This window comes from Streptomyces telluris (assembly GCF_024519335.1).
GTDB lineage: Bacteria > Actinomycetota > Actinomycetes > Streptomycetales > Streptomycetaceae > Streptomyces > Streptomyces telluris.
The window spans coordinates 106,218-121,906 of the sequence record NZ_JANIID010000003.1 but is presented as its reverse complement, the minus strand read 5'-3'; the positions used below and the strand labels follow the sequence as shown (position 1 = coordinate 121,906).

14 protein-coding genes are annotated in these 15,689 nt (G+C 71.8%); 9 read left to right on the top strand and 5 right to left on the bottom strand.

The genetic code is table 11. The features are described 5' to 3' along the window. Window positions 1-63: 63 nt before the first annotated feature. Entirely contained in the window at window positions 64-990 is a 927-nt protein-coding gene (locus tag NQU55_RS04825) for an FG-GAP repeat domain-containing protein (RefSeq protein WP_256789853.1), read from the bottom strand. Window positions 991-1,392: 402 nt separating this feature from the next. Between NQU55_RS04825 and NQU55_RS04820 the strand changes: the two genes are divergently transcribed. Next, on the top strand, window positions 1,393-1,593 hold the full coding sequence (locus NQU55_RS04820) for a hypothetical protein (RefSeq protein ID WP_168095827.1): 201 nt from the start codon (window positions 1,393-1,395) through the stop codon (window positions 1,591-1,593). A gap of 405 nt (window positions 1,594-1,998) precedes the next feature. Further along, complete coding sequence (locus tag NQU55_RS04815; RefSeq protein WP_168095828.1) at window positions 1,999-2,202, top strand: antitoxin; 204 nt, start codon at window positions 1,999-2,001, stop codon at window positions 2,200-2,202. A 6-nt stretch (window positions 2,203-2,208) separates the two neighbouring features. On the opposite strand, the gene NQU55_RS04810 is transcribed toward NQU55_RS04815, so the two are convergent. Both NQU55_RS04810 and NQU55_RS04805 read right to left on the bottom strand, forming a co-directional pair. Continuing rightward, window positions 2,209-2,823 (bottom strand): GNAT family N-acetyltransferase, encoded by a 615-nt coding sequence (locus tag NQU55_RS04810; RefSeq protein WP_256789849.1) that lies wholly within the window; start codon window positions 2,821-2,823, stop codon window positions 2,209-2,211. A 51-nt stretch (window positions 2,824-2,874) separates the two neighbouring features. After that, on the bottom strand, window positions 2,875-3,432 hold the full coding sequence (locus tag NQU55_RS04805) for a GlcG/HbpS family heme-binding protein (RefSeq protein ID WP_168095829.1): 558 nt from the start codon (window positions 3,430-3,432) through the stop codon (window positions 2,875-2,877). Window positions 3,433-3,692: 260 nt separating this feature from the next. Between NQU55_RS04805 and NQU55_RS04800 the strand changes: the two genes are divergently transcribed. The 4 genes from NQU55_RS04800 to NQU55_RS04785 all read left to right on the top strand — a co-directional run bounded on the left by NQU55_RS04800 (window position 3,693) and on the right by NQU55_RS04785 (window position 8,208). Next, complete coding sequence (locus tag NQU55_RS04800; protein ID WP_168095832.1) at window positions 3,693-4,865, top strand: sensor histidine kinase; 1,173 nt, start codon at window positions 3,693-3,695, stop codon at window positions 4,863-4,865. After that, entirely contained in the window at window positions 4,862-5,605 is a 744-nt protein-coding gene (locus NQU55_RS04795) for a response regulator (protein ID WP_168095830.1), read from the top strand. Before NQU55_RS04800 ends, NQU55_RS04795 begins: the two co-directional genes overlap by 4 nt. 379 nt (window positions 5,606-5,984) lie before the next feature. Beyond that, a complete protein-coding gene (locus tag NQU55_RS04790; protein ID WP_372504625.1) occupies window positions 5,985-7,607 on the top strand; it encodes a M4 family metallopeptidase in 1,623 nt (540 codons plus the stop codon). 103 nt (window positions 7,608-7,710) lie between these two features. Then, entirely contained in the window at window positions 7,711-8,208 is a 498-nt protein-coding gene (locus NQU55_RS04785) for a hypothetical protein (protein WP_168095664.1), read from the top strand. Between the two features lie 66 nt (window positions 8,209-8,274). Here NQU55_RS04785 and NQU55_RS04780 read toward each other — a convergent pair whose 3' ends face one another. Beyond that, the gene (locus NQU55_RS04780) at window positions 8,275-8,967 is read right to left on the bottom strand and encodes a pentapeptide repeat-containing protein (RefSeq protein WP_240976882.1); all 693 of its coding nucleotides are present in this window, start codon (window positions 8,965-8,967) and stop codon (window positions 8,275-8,277) included. A gap of 167 nt (window positions 8,968-9,134) precedes the next feature. Between NQU55_RS04780 and NQU55_RS04775 the strand changes: the two genes are divergently transcribed. Beyond that, complete coding sequence (locus NQU55_RS04775) at window positions 9,135-10,142, top strand: zinc-binding dehydrogenase (protein ID WP_168095662.1); 1,008 nt, start codon at window positions 9,135-9,137, stop codon at window positions 10,140-10,142. 225 nt (window positions 10,143-10,367) lie between these two features. Then, window positions 10,368-12,035: an MFS transporter gene (locus NQU55_RS04770; RefSeq protein ID WP_168095661.1), complete on the top strand. Its 1,668-nt coding sequence runs from the start codon at window positions 10,368-10,370 to the stop codon at window positions 12,033-12,035. Between the two features lie 67 nt (window positions 12,036-12,102). Here the strand turns inward: NQU55_RS04770 and NQU55_RS04765 are convergent, their stop codons facing one another. Next, window positions 12,103-13,248 carry an aminopeptidase P family protein gene (locus NQU55_RS04765; RefSeq protein ID WP_256789841.1) on the bottom strand — a complete coding sequence of 382 codons (1,146 nt, stop codon included), beginning with the start codon at window positions 13,246-13,248 and terminating at the stop codon, window positions 12,103-12,105. 216 nt (window positions 13,249-13,464) lie between these two features. Between NQU55_RS04765 and NQU55_RS04760 the strand changes: the two genes are divergently transcribed. Then, on the top strand, window positions 13,465-15,633 hold the full coding sequence (locus tag NQU55_RS04760; RefSeq protein ID WP_256789840.1) for an MMPL family transporter: 2,169 nt from the start codon (window positions 13,465-13,467) through the stop codon (window positions 15,631-15,633). Window positions 15,634-15,689: the final 56 nt, after the last annotated feature.

The following is a 15,689-nucleotide window of genomic DNA, read 5'->3' as shown; positions in this document are numbered from 1 at the left end:
TTACGGGGCGGCCCTGCCGGAGCCGGGCGCGGGCGCACTCGCCCCGGCCCGGCCCGGCCCGGCTCAGCCGAAGCGCCCGGTCCCCGAAAGCTTCCAGTCACGGTTGCACTCGGGGCCGCACCGCCACGACAGCGGCGGATTGCCGGTCACATTGCGGTTGCCGTCGAGCAGCCACGTCCCCACCTCGCCGCTCACCTTGTTGTGCCAGAGCAGGTCGGTCCTGCCGTCGGCGTTGAAGTCGCCGGTGCCGGAAAGCTTCCAGTCGCGGTTGCATTCCGGGCCGCACCGCCACGACAGCGCCGGATTGCCGGTCACATTGCGGCTGCCGTCGAGCAGCCACGTACCGACCTCACCCGTGGTCACGTTGTGCCACAGCAGGTCGGTGTTGCCGTCACCGTTGAAATCCCCGGTCCCGGAAAGCTTCCAGTCACGGTTGCATTCCGGGCCGCACCGCCAGGACAACGGCGGATTAGCGGTCACGTTGAACCGGCCGTCGAGCAACCACGTCCCCACTTCACCCGTGGTCGTGTTGTGCCACAGCAGGTCGGTCTTGCCGTCGCGGTTGAAGTCGCCGGTGCCGGAAAGCTTCCAGTCGCGGTTGCATTCCGGGCCGCACCGCCACGACAGCGCCGGATTGCCGGTCACATTGCGGCTGCCGTCGAGCAGCCACGTACCGACCTCACCCGTGGTCACGTTGTGCCACAGCAGGTCGGTGTTGCCGTCACCGTTGAAATCCCCGGCCCCGGAAAGCTTCCAGTCACGGTTGCATTCGGGACCGCACCGCCACGACAACGGCGGATTGGCGATGACGTTGCGGTTGCCGTCGAGCAACCACGTCCCCACCTCACCGGTGGTCGTGTTGTGCCACAACACATCGGTGGTGTTCCCGACCGCGCCTGCAGGCGCGCTCGTCGCAACGACGTTGAGGGCCAGCGCGGCCAGCCCCGCCGCCACCAGCGCCCCGAGTCTTCGGAACAGCCCCGCTTCCATGGACGAACCTCCTGGTTGAAGAACCACGGGATCCACACGAACACCGGAGCGCACGACGCCGCCCCGGCAGCAGTGCCTGGTGCCTGGTGCCTGGTGCCTGCATGAGGATGGCGCGGACCGGGTCAGTGGGCCAGTCCCGTGACAAGAAGGTCAGGTGACAAGCGGGGGTGGGTGAGTGGGTGGGCTGAGTTCTGGGGCGCCACAGGCGCGCCACGCAACCGGACGTACGGCTGGCAGGCCCCTCAAGCTGGGTAGAACCAAGGGGAAGCGGCCCGCCATACCACACAGCCGACCGGTTGCGCACGCTCCGTAACCAGCGGCTGAGCAGCGGAGTTGGGGTTCACCGGGGCGGGTACGTAGTTACCCAAGGAGGGGCACCCGTGGAGACAGGACACACGCACCATGGACGACGGCGACTCACTCGAACGCATTCTCGCCGCAGTGATCGGCGACCGGGACCGCGAGCCCGAGCTGTGCCCGGAGTGCGGGCGCCCGCTGCGGGTGATCGTCGTGGCGGAGAACCCCGGCGACGCCACGTCGCCGGCGATCGTGCGAGGGGTCTGCCCCGCCTGCCCCAAGGGGCTGGGCGCCGCGGCCCCCTGAAGCATCTGGCGCTGGCCTGCCCCAACTGCCAGAACATGATGCAGCAGATGGGAAACGGCGTGTACAAGTGCTGGAGCTGCGGATACACGAGCACCGGCTGAGCTCCGGTTCAAGCCCCGGCCGCGTCTCGGCCGAGCCCCGGTTCAAGCTCCGGTTCAAGCCCCGGCCGCGTCTCGGCCGAGCCCCGGTTCAAGCCCCGGTTCAAGCCCCGGCCGGGCCGGGCCGATCGGGCGCGGGCAGGCCCCGCCGGGCGGCGCACGGCCCCTCCACCCGGTCCGGCGGGCCGCGGACCCGTGCGCCGTCCGGTGGCCCCTGCGCGCCGCCCGCCGCGGGGCGGGGCGAGGATGCGGGGCCGGTGGATTGCGGAGATGCTGGTTGCGTCAGCGTTCCGTGAGGAGGACGGCCATGTCCATGCTCGACAAGCTCAAGGGCCTGCTCAAGGGCCACGAGGACACCGCTCGGCAGGGTGTCGAAAAGGCGGGCGACGCGTTCGACGCCAAGACTCAGAACAAGTACCAGAGCCAGGTCGACACCGCCCAGCAGAAGCTCAACGAGCAGCTGGGGGCGCAGGAGCGGCGGCCGGGGGACGAGCGCCCGCCGACTCCCTGAGGGCGGTCACCACAGCCGGTCGACCTCCCCCGGGTAGAGCCCGATGCGGCTGCTCTCGAAGGCGGCCGCATCGCGTTGCGCCCGCGCCGTGAAGAACGCCGCCATGGTGACCTTGTCGAAGCCCGGCCGGTCGCTGGGGAACGGGTCCTGCGGCGTGCCGCCGACCAGGACGGTGCCGGGCAGGGCGGTCCAGCCGGCGCTCTCGTAGAACGCCTGCAGCGGGCGGTCGCACGTGAACAGTCCCACGTCCACGGCGCCGCCGTCGGCGATCAGCTCACGGGCGGCGGCCACCAGCCGCCGCCCGTATCCCTTGCCGCGGTGTGCCACGTCCGTGACGACCGCGCTCAGGCCCGAGGCCCGGTAGCTCCTGCCCCGGTGGATGATCTCCTTGGAGAGGATGTCCAGCGCGGCCCGTACGCCGCCGTCCGGGGCGAGGAGCAGAACGGCCACGGGGCCCAGGGCCGGGTCGTGGGGGCCGCCGCCGGGCCAGGCCTGCTCCTGCAGGGCCTCGATCTGCGCGCGCAGCTCCGGCGGGAGGTCCGGCCACGCCATGGTGACGATCCGCAGGTCTCCCATACGTCCGACCCGGCCCACGCGCCCCACGCCTGCCACGCGCCCCACGCGCCCCTCCCCCCGTTCGGCCGCACCCCTCGCGAGCCGTGGCTTCGCAGGCTAGCCCAGCGCCGCCGCGCCCGCCTTCGCGAACTTCTCGTCGAGGTCGCCGCTCGGCGCGCCCGCAACACCGATGCCGGCGACCGGCGCGCCCTTGGCCTGGACCGGGGTGCCGCCCGGCAGGAACAGGGTGCCGGGGATGTCCTTGAGGTTCGGGGCGCTCTGGAGGCGCTTGACGAGCTCCGAGGTGGGGGCGTTCCAGGAGACGGCGGTGAAGCCCTTCCGCACGGCCGACTCGTAGGACTGCGGGCCCGCGCCGTCGCCGCGCAGCGTCACCAGCGTGTTGCCGTTGCGGTCGACGACCGCGACGGACACCTTCTGGCCCTCCTTCTTCGCGGCGGCGAGCGCGGCCTGGGCGGCGCGCGTGGCGGCGTCCACCGACAGGTGCGTCGACTCGGTCAGGCCGTTGCCGGCCGCGGACACCGGAGCCTGGCGCTCCGCCGCGGGCGAGGCCGTCGCCGTGACCGCCCCGAACGTACCGGCCGCGACGACGGCGGCACCGGCCGCACCCACGAGCACACGGCTCCGGACGGAGAGCTTCCCGAGCGCAGACTTCATTTTCGGCTCCTCAACAGGCCGGCGGATCGCCGGCGGCTTGGCAGCGGTCTGCCAGTGACCCGGCAGCGGTTCGCCGGTGGCTTGGCAGTGGTTTCCTTGCGCTCTCCATCCTTCGGGCCGTCCGCGCCGCGGGCATCGGCGTCCCGGCTGTCCGCCGGGTCAACCGATCGGCTGATGCGGCGGCCCTCCGCACCGGTTAGGAACAGGGGGTGACCTTTACCGACGATGACGAACCCGGCGCCCGCCGCCTCGCCCTCGTCATGCACGCCGCCTTCTTCCTGCTCCTCTCCGCCTCCTTCGCGCGCTTCCTGATCCGGCACCCCGGCGAGCCCCGCACGCCGTGGATCGTCGCCCTCAGCGTGCTGCTCGCCCTGCTGTACGTCCTGCCCTACGCCCTGCCCCACGCCCTGAGCCCGGCGCCGGCCACCCGCCCGCCGCGGCAGCTGCTGTGGCTGGCCGCCGTCGTGGCGACCTGGGTCGTGCTCGTCGTCCTCGCGCCGAGCTTCGCGTGGTGTTCGGTCCCCCTGCTCTACACGGGCCTGCGCACGCTCCCCACGCGCGCCGCGCTCCTCCTGGTCACCTTCCTCACGGGCCTGGTCGTCGTGGCGCAGCTCCGCCTCTCCCACGGCTTCGACCCCACCCTCGTGCTCGCCCCGCCCGCCGTGGCCGCCGTCGCCACGGCCGTCTTCGTCCACACCCAGCGCCAGACGGACCGGCAGCGCGCCCTGATCGAGGACCTGGTCCGCACGCGCCGCGAACTGGCGGCCACCGAGCGGCGCGAGGGCGCCCTCGCCGAGCGGCAGCGGCTGTCGATGGAGATCCACGACACCCTGGCCCAGGGCCTGTCCAGCCAGCGGATGCTGCTGCAGGCCGCGGACCGCACCTGGGAGTCGGACCCGGAGGCGGCGCGCCGGCACGTGCGGACCGCCGCGGACGTCGCGGCCCGCGGCCTGGCCGAAACCCGGCGGTTCGTCGACGACCTGGCGCCGCCGCAGTTCGACGGCGGCGCGCGGCTGGAGGACGCGCTGCGCGCGCTGGCTGCCTCCGGCGCGGCGGAGGGGACCGGGGTACCGGTGCTCTTCCACGTCGACGGCGTGCCGGTCCCGCTGCCGGACGGAGTGCGGGCCGCGCTGCTGCGCATCGCCCAGGGCGCCCTGGCGAACGTGCGCGAGCACGCCGGGGCCGCCACGGCCGCGCTCACCCTGAGCTACCTCGGCGACCAGGTCGTCCTCGACGTCGCGGACGACGGCCGGGGGTTCGCGCCGGGTGCGCCGGGCGGACCGGGTGCGCCGCCCGGCCCGGCCGGCGGGCGCGGCCACGGGCTGCCGGCGATGCGGGCCCGGGTGCGGCAGCTCGGCGGCTCCCTGACCATCGAGTCGGCGCCCGGCGAGGGCACCGTCGTCTCCGCCTGTATTCCCCTGGAGCCCCAGTGACCGACCCCGGCCCCCTCCGCCCCGGCCCCGCCGACCCCGGCCGTCCCTCCCGCCCCTCCAGCCCCATCCGCATCCTGCTCTGCGACGACCACGCCGTCGTACGGGCCGGGCTGCTGGCGCTGCTGTCCAGCGCGCCCGGCATCGAGGTCGTCGGCGAGGCGGGCGGCGGCGAGGAGGCGGTCGTGCTGGCCGCCCGGCTGCGGCCCGACGTCGTCCTGATGGATCTTCAGCTGGGCCCGGGGATGGACGGGATCGAGGCCACACGGCGCATCGTGGCCGACGCCGCCGCCGGCACCGGCACCCCCACCGGCAGCGGCAGCGGCGGCAGCGGCAGCAGCGGCGGCCCCTACGTCCTCGTCCTGACCACCTACGACACGGACGCCGACATCACGCGGGCCATCGACGCCGGGGCGACGGGATACCTGCTGAAGGCCGAGCGTCCGGAGGAGCTGTTCTCGGCCATCCGGGCGGCCGCGGAAGGCCGTACGGCCCTGTCGCCACCCGTCGCGGGCCGCGTCATGGCGAGGATGCGCGGCTCGGTGCGGCCGGCGCTCACCGACCGCGAGCGGGACATCCTGGGGCAGCTCGCCCGCGGGCTGGGCAACCGCGAGATCGCACGCGCCCTGTTCATCAGCGAGGCGACCGTGAAGACCCACCTGGGGCGGATCTACGACAAGTTGGGTGTGGACACCCGGTCCGGCGCCGTCGCCGTGGCGAAAGAACAGCGTCTTTTGCCGTGACTTCACACCGCCTTGATGCCACCGGCCCTAGCCTGGCCGCGCCGGCCTCGTAGCGGAAGCGGTACCACCGCCTCAGCTCCGGCGGATTGCATGCAATCTCATCCGATCGCATGCAATCACTGTCCTCGCACTGAGATGCGACCGGTTTCAAGTCCGGACCAGCCCTGTGCAGTTCACCGCATAGCGGAACAGAACAACCGCGTTTCGGAGAACGACAGATCAAATCCTTGTTGCGCCCCTGTCAATGTCGCTCAGGGGATGGCACTCTCTCCTCAATCCACTCATGCACCACTCCTGCACCACCGGGCGGCCGTAACCCGTGCTGCCCGAACCCCCCTCAAAGGGACGTGACTTCACGGCCCGCACATAGGAGACAGAGTTGAGAAGCGTCACCTCCACCTCCCGCAAGAACTCCCTGCGCGCCGCCGCGCTCGTCGCCTCCGCCGCCATGGTCGTCGTGGCCGTGCAGACCGGCTCCGCGAGCGCCACCGCCGACAAGGCGAGCGAGGCTTCGCCCCTCGCCGTGTCCGCAGGGCAGCGGGTCGCCGCGATCAAGGACGCGCAGTCCGCGGCCCCCTCCACCGCCTCGAAGCTCGGCCTCGGCGGCAAGGAGAAGCTCGTCGTCCGTGACGTGATCAAGGACGCGAACGGCACGGTCCACACCCGCTACGAGCGCACCTTCGACGGTCTGCCGGTGCTCGGCGGCGACCTCGTCGTGCACGAGGCGAAGAGCGGCTCGCGCAGCGTCGACAAGGCGACCGACGCCGAGATATCCGTGCCCAGCACCACCCCCGCCCAGGCCCCGGCCGCCGCGAAGAAGAGCGCCCTCAGCGCCGCCGCGGAGGAGAAGAAGACCGAGAAGGCCGGTGCCGAGCGGGCGCCGCGCAAGGTCGTCTGGGCGGCCTCCGGCAAGCCCGTCCTGGCCTACGAGACCGTGGTCACCGGCGTGCAGAAGGACGGGACGCCCAGCAAGCTGCACGTGATCACCGACGCCGACACCGGCAAGAAGCTCTTCCAGCGCGAGGCCATCGAGACCGGCTCGGGCACCAGCACCTACAGCGGCACCGTCCCGCTGAGCACCACCAAGGGCGGCTCGGGCTACCAGCTCGTCGACGGCGAGCGCGGCGGCCACAAGACCTACAACCTGGCCCAGGGCACCGACGGCACCGGCGACCTGTTCACCAACTCCAGCGACAGCTGGGGCGCCGGCGACCAGAAGGCGGGCGTCGACGCGCACTACGGCGCAGCCGTGACCTGGGACTTCTACAAGAACGTGCTCGGCCGCAGCGGCATCAAGAACGACGGCGTCGCCGCGTACTCGCGCGTCCACTACGGCGACAACTACGTCAACGCCTTCTGGGACGACGAGTGCTTCTGCATGACCTACGGCGACGGTGAGGGCAACAAGAACCCGCTGACCTCGCTCGACGTGGCCGCGCACGAGATGAGCCACGGCGTCACCTCCGCCACGGCCGGCCTGGTCTACAGCGGCGAGTCCGGCGGCCTCAACGAGGCCACCTCGGACATCTTCGGCACCGCCGCCGAGTTCTACGCCAACAACAGCACCGACAAGGGCGACTACCTCATCGGTGAGGCCATCAACATCCGCGGCGACGGCTCCCCGCTGCGCTACATGGACAAGCCCAGCAAGGACGGCGCGTCCAAGGACTACTGGTCCTCCTCGCTCGGCCGCCTGGACGTCCACTACTCCTCGGGCCCGGCCAACCACTTCTTCTACCTGCTGTCCGAGGGCAGCGGCTCGAAGACGATCAACGGTGTGACGTACAACAGCCCGACCTACAATAACTCCAAGGTCGCGGGCATCGGCCGGGACAAGGCCACCAAGATCTGGTACAAGGCCCTGACCACGTACTTCACCTCCACCACCAACTACAAGGCGGCCCGCACCGGCACCCTGAAGGCCACCGCGGACCTCTACGGCTCCTCGAGCGCGGAGTACAAGGCGGTCGCCGCCGCCTGGACCGCGATCAACGTGAAGTAACCACGGCGACGACGTGAGCCGGGAGCGCCCCGCCGCCGACGCGGGGCGCCTCCGGCTCGCACACGTTTACGCGTCCGCCCCTCCGCCGTGACACCATCGAAGCGTGATCGACCTCGGCTACTCGCTCTCGCGCCGCTTCCCCGACCCTCCGCAGACGGACTACCGCACGGCGGACGTGCGGGCCCTCCGGCACGACCTGTTCTGCGGGGACGTCTACATCGCGGACGTGAAGAAGGACCGCGAGCTGTCCACAGCCTGGGGATGGGTGCCGGTGCTCGACTTCGCGTGGGCGCTGTGCGACATCATGGAGCAGATCGACCGCGACCCGCGGGGCAGGCGCTCGGCGACCACCCAGTTCGCCGAGCTGGACTTCACCGAATCCACCGACTGCATGCTCTTCGAGCGGCGCTTCGGCTGGGTCGAGGTCTCCGCCGACTGGATGCCGGCCGACGAACCCGCGCTCACCTTCGACCACCGCGCCCTGCGCCGCGAGGCCCGCGACTTCCTGCACGACCTGATCGCGGACCTGTCCGACATGCACGAGGGCCTCGCCGACAACCCGGTGATCTGGGACCTGCAGAGCCGCTTCCCGCGCGTGTAGCCCCCCGGCCCCCGCGCCCGTGCCCTCGCAGCCCTCAGCCTCCTCCCACCCCGGTTCCTCGGCTCCTCAGTCCTCCGCGGCCTCCACCCGTACGCCCAGCTGCGCCGCGAAAGCCGGAGCAAGATCCAGGAGTTGGGACGGGCTGATCAGCGCTCCCGCCAGGTGCTCGATGCCGCGGGCGACGTCGATCTCCGCCGCCGCCCGCAGGTCCACGTCCGTCATCCGGGCCCCCGTGAAGTCGGCACGGCGCAGCACACAGCCGCGGAAGGCGACGCGCTCCAGCCGGGCCCCGCCGAAGTCGGCCTCGGAGAGGACGACGCCCTCGAACGTGACGTCCTTCAGCACCGCCCCGCGCAGATTCAGATAGTCGATCTTGCCGCCGCGGACGACGACCCGCTCCAGCACCGCGCCGTGCAGCTGGGTCCCGCCGAGCCGGGCGTCCCGGACCTCCACGTCCCGCAGGCCCGCCTTCGACAGGTCGGTGCCCACGCCGCGGATCCCCTCCAGCACGCAGTCCGTGAAGCGCGCGGCGACCAGCTCCGTCTCGTCCAGCACGCAGGCGTACAGGCCGCAGTCCAGGAAGCGCGCGCCTATCCCCGACTGCCCCGCGAAGTCGGCGTCCGTGAACGCGAGGCCGTCGTAGTCCCCCTCGGGCTCCAGCTCCGCGCCGTCGTAGGGCCGCAGCCCGGGCAGCCGCACCTCAGGGACCCTCACCGCGGGGCGCTTCGCACCGGCCCGCTTCCTGCCGTCCGTCGTCATGCCGACCACCGTGACACACGCCACTGACAACGCCCCCCGACCGCGGCCCCACCACGCCTTGACCTCAACCATGCCTGAGGTTGAAAACTCAAGGGCATCACCGCACGACACGCACGACACTCGCGACACGCACGACACTCGCGACGCGACACCGCTGGGAGACCGCCATGCACGCCGTACGACTGCACGACTTCGGCCCCGCCGAGAACCTCACCTACGAGCGCACCGAGGACCCCGTCCCCGGCCCCGGGCAGCTGCGGATAGCCGTCGCCGCCGCCGGCGTGCACCTCCTTGACACCGCCCTGCGCTCCGGTGTCACCAGCCCCGTCCACCCCGCCCCCGAACTGCCGACCATCCCCGGACGCGAGGTCGCCGGAACGGTCGACGCCGTCGGCGAAGGCGTCGGCGAGCACTGGCTCGGCCGCCGCGTCGTCGCCCACCTGGGCATGGTCCCCGGCGGCTACGCCGAACTCGCCGTCGTCGCCGCCGACAAGGTGCACGAGCTGCCCGACGGGCTCGACGAAGCGGAGGCCATCGCCATGATCGGCACCGGCCGCACCACCCTGGCCGTCCTCGGCTTCACGGTGCTCACCGGCAAGGACGTCGTCGTGGTGCCGGGCGCGGCCGGCGGCATCGGCGCCCTGCTCGTGCAGTACGCCAAGAACGCGGGCGCCACCGTCGTCGGCCTCGCCGGCGGCCCCGCCAAGACCGAGCGCGTCCGCGCCCTGGGCGCCGACATCGCCCTCGACTACAACGACCCCGCCTGGCCGGCCGCCGCCCGCGAGGCCCTGGGCGAGCGCTCGGCCTCCGTCGTCTTCGACGGGGTCGGCGGCGAGGCGGCACGCGCCTGCGTCGACCTGCTCGGGCCCGGCGGCAGCCACTTCGTCTTCGGCTGGTCCGCGGACGGCGTCACCAGCGGCGGCCCCTCCTTCGCCCCGGGCGAGGAGGAGCTCGCGGCCCGCTCCCTCACCTCCCGCAACGTCCTCGGCCCGGCGATGATGGAGCGCATCGGCGGCCCCGAGGGCCTGCGCCGCCTGGAGGCCACCGCCCTGGCCGACGCCGCCTCCGGCCGCGTCACCCCCCTGGTCACCCGCTTCCCCCTCGCCGAGGCCGCCGCCGCACACGAGGCCCTGGAGACGCGCCGGACGGTGGGAAAGGTCGTCCTGGTGCCGTAGGGATGAACCTGGTGCCGTAAGGACGAAGGGGCAGGGCGCCGCCCCGGGACCACCGGGCACGGGAGCGCCGGGCACTGGACCACCGCGCCCCCGTCCCGACAGGCGCCCCTCACCCGGCAGGCCTACGCTGGATTGCGGATTCTGCGCACCACGCGCACCACGTGCACCACGCGCGCGCCACGCGCACCGCGCACCGCGCACGCCACGGCCGCGAGAGCAGGTCCCATGAGTCCCACGAACAAGGGCCCCATACCCTCCGGAGCCCCCGGAACCCCCGCCACGACCGCACCCGCCCCCGGATCCGCACCCGCACCCGACCCCCGCCGCTGGTGGGGCCTGGTCGTCATCGCCATCGCGCAGCTGATGGTCGTCCTCGACGCGACCATCGTGAACATCGCCCTGCCGTCCGCACAGCGCGACCTCCACATGTCGGACGGCAACCGGCAATGGGTGATCACCGCCTACACCCTGGCCTTCGGCGGCCTCCTCCTGCTCGGCGGCCGCATCGCCGACCTCGTCGGCCGCAAGCTGACCTTCATGACCGGCCTCGTCGGCTTCGCCGCCGCGTCCGCCCTCGGCGGTGCCGCCCACACCTCCGGCATGCTGTTCGTCGCCCGCGCCCTCCAGGGCGCCTTCGGCGCGCTCCTGGCCCCCTCCGCGCTCTCCCTGCTCACCACCACCTTCACCGACGGCAAGGAACGCGCGAAGGCCTTCGGCATCTACGGCGCCATCGCCGGCGGCGGCGCCGCGATCGGCCTCATCGCCGGCGGCCTGCTCACCGAGTACCTCGACTGGCGCTGGTGCCTCTACGTGAACGTGCCCATCGCCCTGATCGCCCTGCTCGGCGCCCTGGTCTTCCTCCACGACGACCGGCGCCGCCACGGGCAACGCCCCCGCCTGGACATCCCCGGCGTCGTCCTGGGCTGCGGCGGCCTCGTCGCCATCGTCTACGGCTGCAGCGAGGCCCAGCCGCGCGGCTGGGACGACCCGCTCGTCCTCGGCCTGCTGTGCGGCGGCGCGGCGCTCCTGGCCGCCTTCACGTGGTGGCAGGGACGCGCCCCGCACCCCCTGCTCCCCCTGCACATCATCCGCGACCGCAACCGCGCCGGAGCCTTCCTGGTGATGGGCCTGGCCGTCATCGCCATGTTCGGCATGTTCCTGTTCATGACCTACTACCTGCAGGTCGTCCTCGGCTACTCGCCCGTGAAGACCGGCCTGGCCTTCCTCCCGATGACCGCGGCCATCATCGTCGGCTCCACCCAGATCTCCGCCCGCCTCATGACCCGCGTGCCCCCGCGCACCCTGATGGTGCCCGGCACGCTCCTCGCCGCCGGCGGGCTGTTCCTGCTGACCTTCCTGCCCGTCGAACCCGCGTTCGTCAGCCACGTCCTGCCCGCCGAGCTCCTCGTCGGCCTCGGCATGGGCCTGATCTTCATGCCCGTCATGGCCACCGCAACCGCAGGCGTCGCCCCGCAGGACGCCGGCGTCACCTCCGCCACGGTCAACACCGCACAGCAGGTGGGCGGCTCCATCGGCACCGCCCTCCTCAACACCATCGCCACGTCCGCGAGCACCGCCTACATCACCACGCACCTGAAGACGGCGGCCGCCGGCGGAGCCCTCACGCCCGCCGTCCGGGCCGGCGTCGTGAAGACCGGCATCGTCCACGGCTTCCAGATCGCCATCGCCTGGGGCGCGGGCATCATGCTCCTCGCCGGCGTCACCGGCTGGTTCATGGTCACCGCCCGCGCGCCGAAACACGCGGCCCCTCCCGGCGGCGCCCCGACGGACGCCGTCACCACCGGCGCCGCCCCCGCGGAAACCCGGGCCGCCGCCGAAGCCGAGGAACGGCACCACATGCGCGCACCCGAACCCGGAGACGGCCCCTGGTAAACCGGTACGAGCCCCGGCACGGGCCTGTCGCAAGCCCCGGCGCAACCGCGGTGCGTGTAAGGGCCTTTCAGGCCACCACCCGCATCCCGTGCGACGTATTGTTCAGCCGCCGCCCACCCGAGTCCGTGCACACCACAATGTCCTCGATGCGCACCCCGAAACGACCCGGAAGATAAATCCCCGGCTCGATCGAGAAACACATCCCCGGAACCAGCGGCAGGTGCTCGCCCTCCACCAGGTACGGCGGCTCGTGCGTCGTCACCCCGATCCCGTGACCCGTACGGTGAATGAAGTATTCCCCGTAGCCCGCGCCACGGATGACCTGCCGCGCCACCCGGTCGATCTCCTGGCACGCCACACCGGGACGCACCGCCTCGAACGCCGCCTGCTGCGCCTCGCGCACCACGTCGTGCACCTTGCGCTCCTCGGCCGTCGGCTCGCCCACGTGCACCGTGCGCGTGGTGTCCGAGCCGTAGCCGTCCTTCAGGCCGCCGAAGTCCATGACGACCATGTCACCGAGCTCGATGACCCGGTCGCCCGCGTCGTGATGCGGATTCGCACCGTTCGGACCAGAACCGACAATCGTGAAATCGACCTGGCTGTGGCCGTGTTCGCGCAGCAGCCGCGCCAGGTCCGCCGCCACCTCGCACTCGCGCCGCCCCGCGAACCGCAGCCCCACCACCTGCTCGTACGCCGCGTCCGCCGCGGCGCCCGCAGCCGCCAGCCGCTCCACCTCGTAGGCGTCCTTCACCGCCCGCAGCATCGGCATGACCTCGGTGAACGCCCCGTACGACACGCCCGGGCAGGTGCGTTGCAGCGCGAGCACGTGCAGCGCCCACGCGTTGTCCGAGACGCCGTAGCGGCCCTTCGGGTCGAGCAGCGGGGCCAGCGCCGCGTACGGATCCCGGCCGTCGCTCCAGCCGGTGACGGACAAGGCCGAGGCGGCGGGGGCCCGTTCAGCGTCCGGGCGCTCCAGAGCGGGCACCAGCAGCCGCGGCCGGGTGCCCGGCGCGATCAGCAGGGCGGTCAACCGCTCGGTCACGGGCGGGCGGTAGCCCGTCAGCCAGTCCAAGTCCGGGCCCGGTGTGACGATCAGACCGGCGAGACCGGAGTCTGCGGCCGCCACGGCGGCGCGCTCCAGGCGGGCGGCATAGGCGGGCCCGCCCTTCGGTCCGCCGGGCGGGGTGGGGGCGGAGGCGGCAGCATCGCTCATGGGGGCAGAGTAATCCGGACGAAGGTGGTCGGCGATGCGATTCTCTACCTCACGGGTGATGCCCCCTCATCCGGCCGGATGAGAGTTACCCCGACCCAGGGCCGATTTCCCCCCGATTCCGTTGTGGGGAAATTCGGGGATGTCTAGCGTGTTCATGCCTGTAGTTCACACCTGCAGCCTCCTGCTGCAGTTCATGCTCGCCTAGCTAGGAGCACCATGTTCCGACGAGTCGGGCGGTTCGCCGTCCACCGACCTTGGCTCACCATCGCCGGCTGGATCATCGCCGCGGTGGCCCTCAGCCTGCTGGCCCCCGGGCTGAAGTCCACGACCGATGAAACGGAATTCCTTCCTTCACATTACGAATCCGTACAGGCGGGCAAGCTCCAGGAAAAGGCCTTCCCCAAAACCGAACAGCCCTCCGCCATCGTCGTCTTCCAGCGCTCCGACGGCGGGAAGCTCACCGCAGCCGACCGCGCCGACGTCGCCAAGGTGACCGGCGGGCTGCACGACAAGCACCGCAAGGGCATCGCCCGCATCGAGACGAACCCCCAGGCCGTCTCCCCCAACGGCGAGATCGCCCTGGCCAACGTCATCGCCGTCAACAAGAACTCGCAGGACCAAACCCTGCCCGACGCCGTCAAGGACCTCCGTCAGGACGCCAAGGGCCTGCTGAACGGCACCCACTTGAAGGCCGGCTTCACCGGCCAGGCGGCCACCGCCCTGGACGCCCAGGAATCCTCCGGCGACACCGACGCGATGATCATGTCGGCCACGCTCCTCCTGATCATCATCCTGCTGCTGGTCATCTTCCGCAGCCCGCTGATAGCGCTGATGCCCGTCATCATCATCGCCCTCGTCTTCGCCGTCGCCCTCGGCCTCATCGGCACCGCCGCCGAACTCGGCGGACTCAAGGCGGACAACTCCATCTCCGCCATCCTCATCGTCGTCCTCTTCGGCGTCGGCACCGACTACATCCTCTTCCTCCTCTTCCGCTACCGCGAAGAGCTGCGCGACGGGCAGCAGCCCAAGGAGGCCCTCACCAACGCCGTCGCCCGCGTCGGCGAAACCATCGCCTCCGCCGCCGGCGCCGTCATCGTCGCCTTCCTCGCCCTCCTCCTGTCCACCATGGGCATGATGCGGGCGATGGGCCCCTCGCTCGCCATCGCCGTCGGCGTGACCCTCATCGCCGCGCTCACCCTCGTGCCGGCCGTCTTCTCCCTCCTCGGCACCAAGGCCTTCTGGCCCTCCAAGGCCTGGAAGAAGCGCTCCCGCAGCCGCCTCTCCGACGGCCTCGGCGCGCTCGTCGCCCGCCGCCCCGCCGCCATCGCCGTGCTCTCCGCCGCCTTCCTGGCCGTCCTCGCCCTCGGCGCCGTCAGCTTCAAGGCCGAATTCGACACCGACAGCCAGCTGCCGCAGAAGCTCGAATCCGTCCAGGCGATGAAGGACCTGCAGCGCGGCTTCTCCGCCGGCCAGTCCGACCCCGCCATGGTCTACGTCGAGTCCCGCAGCGGCACCCTCGACAAGGGCGCCCTCGGCACGTACAAGAAGGACCTCGCCGGCATCGAAGGCGTCGGCGCCGTCTCCGACCCCGTCGTCAACCCCGACGGCACCGTCGCCCAGTACAGCGTCGTCCTCAAGTACCGCCCCACCGAGGACAAGGCCATCGACCTCGCCGGCGGCACCCTGCGCACCACCGCCCACAAGGCCGCGCCCGACGGCACCAAGGCCTACGTCGGCGGCACCTCCGCCGTCCTCGCCGACGTGGAGAAGGCCGTCAGCCACGACTACAAGCTGGTCTTCCCCATCGCCGGACTCGCGATCATGATCATCCTGGGCCTGCTGCTCCGCAGCATCGTCGCCCCGCTCTACCTGATGATCTCCGTCGCCCTGGGCTTCGGCGCCACGCTCGGCTCCACCGTCTGGCTCTTCCAGGACCTCCAGCACAAGAACGGCCTGCTGTTCATGCTGCCGGTCATCGTCTACCTCTTCGTCGTCGCCATCGGCACCGACTACAACATCCTCATGGTCGCCCGCCTGCGCGAGGAGGTCCGGCGCGGCGTCCCCGCCCGTGAGGCCATCCACACCGCCGTCGCCCGCTCGGCGCCCACCATCGCCTCCGCCGCGATAATCCTCGCCGGCACCTTCGGCGTCCTCCTGCTGGCCGACAACTCCATGCTCCAGCAGATGGGCTTCGCGGTCGCCTTCGGCATCCTGCTCACGGCCTTCGTGATGGCCATGCTCCTCGTCCCGACCGTCACGTCCCTCCTGGGCCACAAGGCCTGGTGGCCCGGCCACCAGGACGCCCCGCGCCCGGACCCGGCGACGGGCGCCCTCCCGTACACGGAGAACCGCCGCCTGGACGCGGGCGAGGAGGTACGACGCTGAGGCGTTAGCTGTACGCGATTGCAAACACCAACGGCCCTCCGTGATCTTTCACGGAG

Coding starts and splice junctions, on each gene's coding strand:
- NQU55_RS04825 (WP_256789853.1), bottom strand. CDS start 990: ATGGAAGCGGGGCTGTTCCGAAGACTCGGGGCGCTGGTGGCGGCGGGG.
- NQU55_RS04820 (WP_168095827.1), top strand. CDS start 1,393: ATGGACGACGGCGACTCACTCGAACGCATTCTCGCCGCAGTGATCGGC.
- NQU55_RS04815 (WP_168095828.1), top strand. CDS start 1,999: ATGTCCATGCTCGACAAGCTCAAGGGCCTGCTCAAGGGCCACGAGGAC.
- NQU55_RS04805 (WP_168095829.1), bottom strand. CDS start 3,432: ATGAAGTCTGCGCTCGGGAAGCTCTCCGTCCGGAGCCGTGTGCTCGTG.
- NQU55_RS04800 (WP_168095832.1), top strand. CDS start 3,693: ATGCACGCCGCCTTCTTCCTGCTCCTCTCCGCCTCCTTCGCGCGCTTC.
- NQU55_RS04780 (WP_240976882.1), bottom strand. CDS start 8,967: ATGACGACGGACGGCAGGAAGCGGGCCGGTGCGAAGCGCCCCGCGGTG.
- NQU55_RS04775 (WP_168095662.1), top strand. CDS start 9,135: ATGCACGCCGTACGACTGCACGACTTCGGCCCCGCCGAGAACCTCACC.
- NQU55_RS04770 (WP_168095661.1), top strand. CDS start 10,368: ATGAGTCCCACGAACAAGGGCCCCATACCCTCCGGAGCCCCCGGAACC.
- NQU55_RS04765 (WP_256789841.1), bottom strand. CDS start 13,248: ATGAGCGATGCTGCCGCCTCCGCCCCCACCCCGCCCGGCGGACCGAAG.
- NQU55_RS04760 (WP_256789840.1), top strand. CDS start 13,465: ATGTTCCGACGAGTCGGGCGGTTCGCCGTCCACCGACCTTGGCTCACC.